This is a genomic window from Leptospira idonii, assembly GCF_004770995.1.
Taxonomy (GTDB): Bacteria; Spirochaetota; Leptospiria; order Leptospirales; family Leptospiraceae; genus Leptospira_A; species Leptospira_A idonii.
Genome location: NZ_RQHW01000022.1, coordinates 1 through 727 on the forward strand (window position 1 = coordinate 1; position 727 = coordinate 727).

The following is a 727-nucleotide window of genomic DNA, read 5'->3' on the forward strand; positions in this document are numbered from 1 at the left end:
GTAGTATCTGGAATATTTTCTACAATTGGCATAAAGTTAGAATTTAGACCGTATTATCTGAAGTGGAAAGAGAATTAAATCTCAACTTTCGCAACTGTTTCTAAGTGAACTAAGTTCTAACTACTTTATTTCTACCAAGTTTTAGCGTAATCAGGTAAAATGAAATTAGAGAAGATTACTACTTTTGATTCATGTTCAAAAGGTCTGGTTCTGCCGATGGCTTGAACCAATTCTGATTCTATCATTGAGTAGTAGATTTCATTAATCTTTTGATCATTGGAAACTTTGAAGTAATAAATTCTTCTATTTCTGTAGGTATCTTCTTCGTAATTGAGTTCATTATAAGGCTTGATCTCTGGATTCTCGAAACCTACAGTATGTAAGAGTAATTTGAATCGATTTAGGTTGGGATTCGGCGTTCCTATAATTACAAGATTTTCACCAGACAGATTGTTGTTGGAGGAAAGTGAGTAAAAATGAGCGTCAGGCTCTAATTCTTTGAAACTAATTGTTTTATAATCATTTTCACTATACTCATGGAGTTTTAGCATTGCCTCTGATCTTTTTTCTTCGAGAGAATGTTTTGTTAGATTAAAACTAGTATATTGAAGGATATTTGCTTTCATTTGAGGCTGAGGTAGGTCGATGATTTCGATTTCATTCTTAAATAATTCTTTATAAATCTCTGACGAGGCTGTTGCAGATAAAATTAAGTATTTTGAAGATG

At 32.0% G+C, this 727-nt stretch carries 1 protein-coding gene; it reads right to left on the bottom strand.

The window, feature by feature from the left end; all coding sequences use genetic code 11:
• Positions 1–131 precede the first annotated feature (131 nt).
• Positions 132–727, bottom strand: a 596-nt coding sequence (locus EHS15_RS19080) for a hypothetical protein (protein WP_167884171.1), incomplete at its 5' end; no start/stop codon positions are given.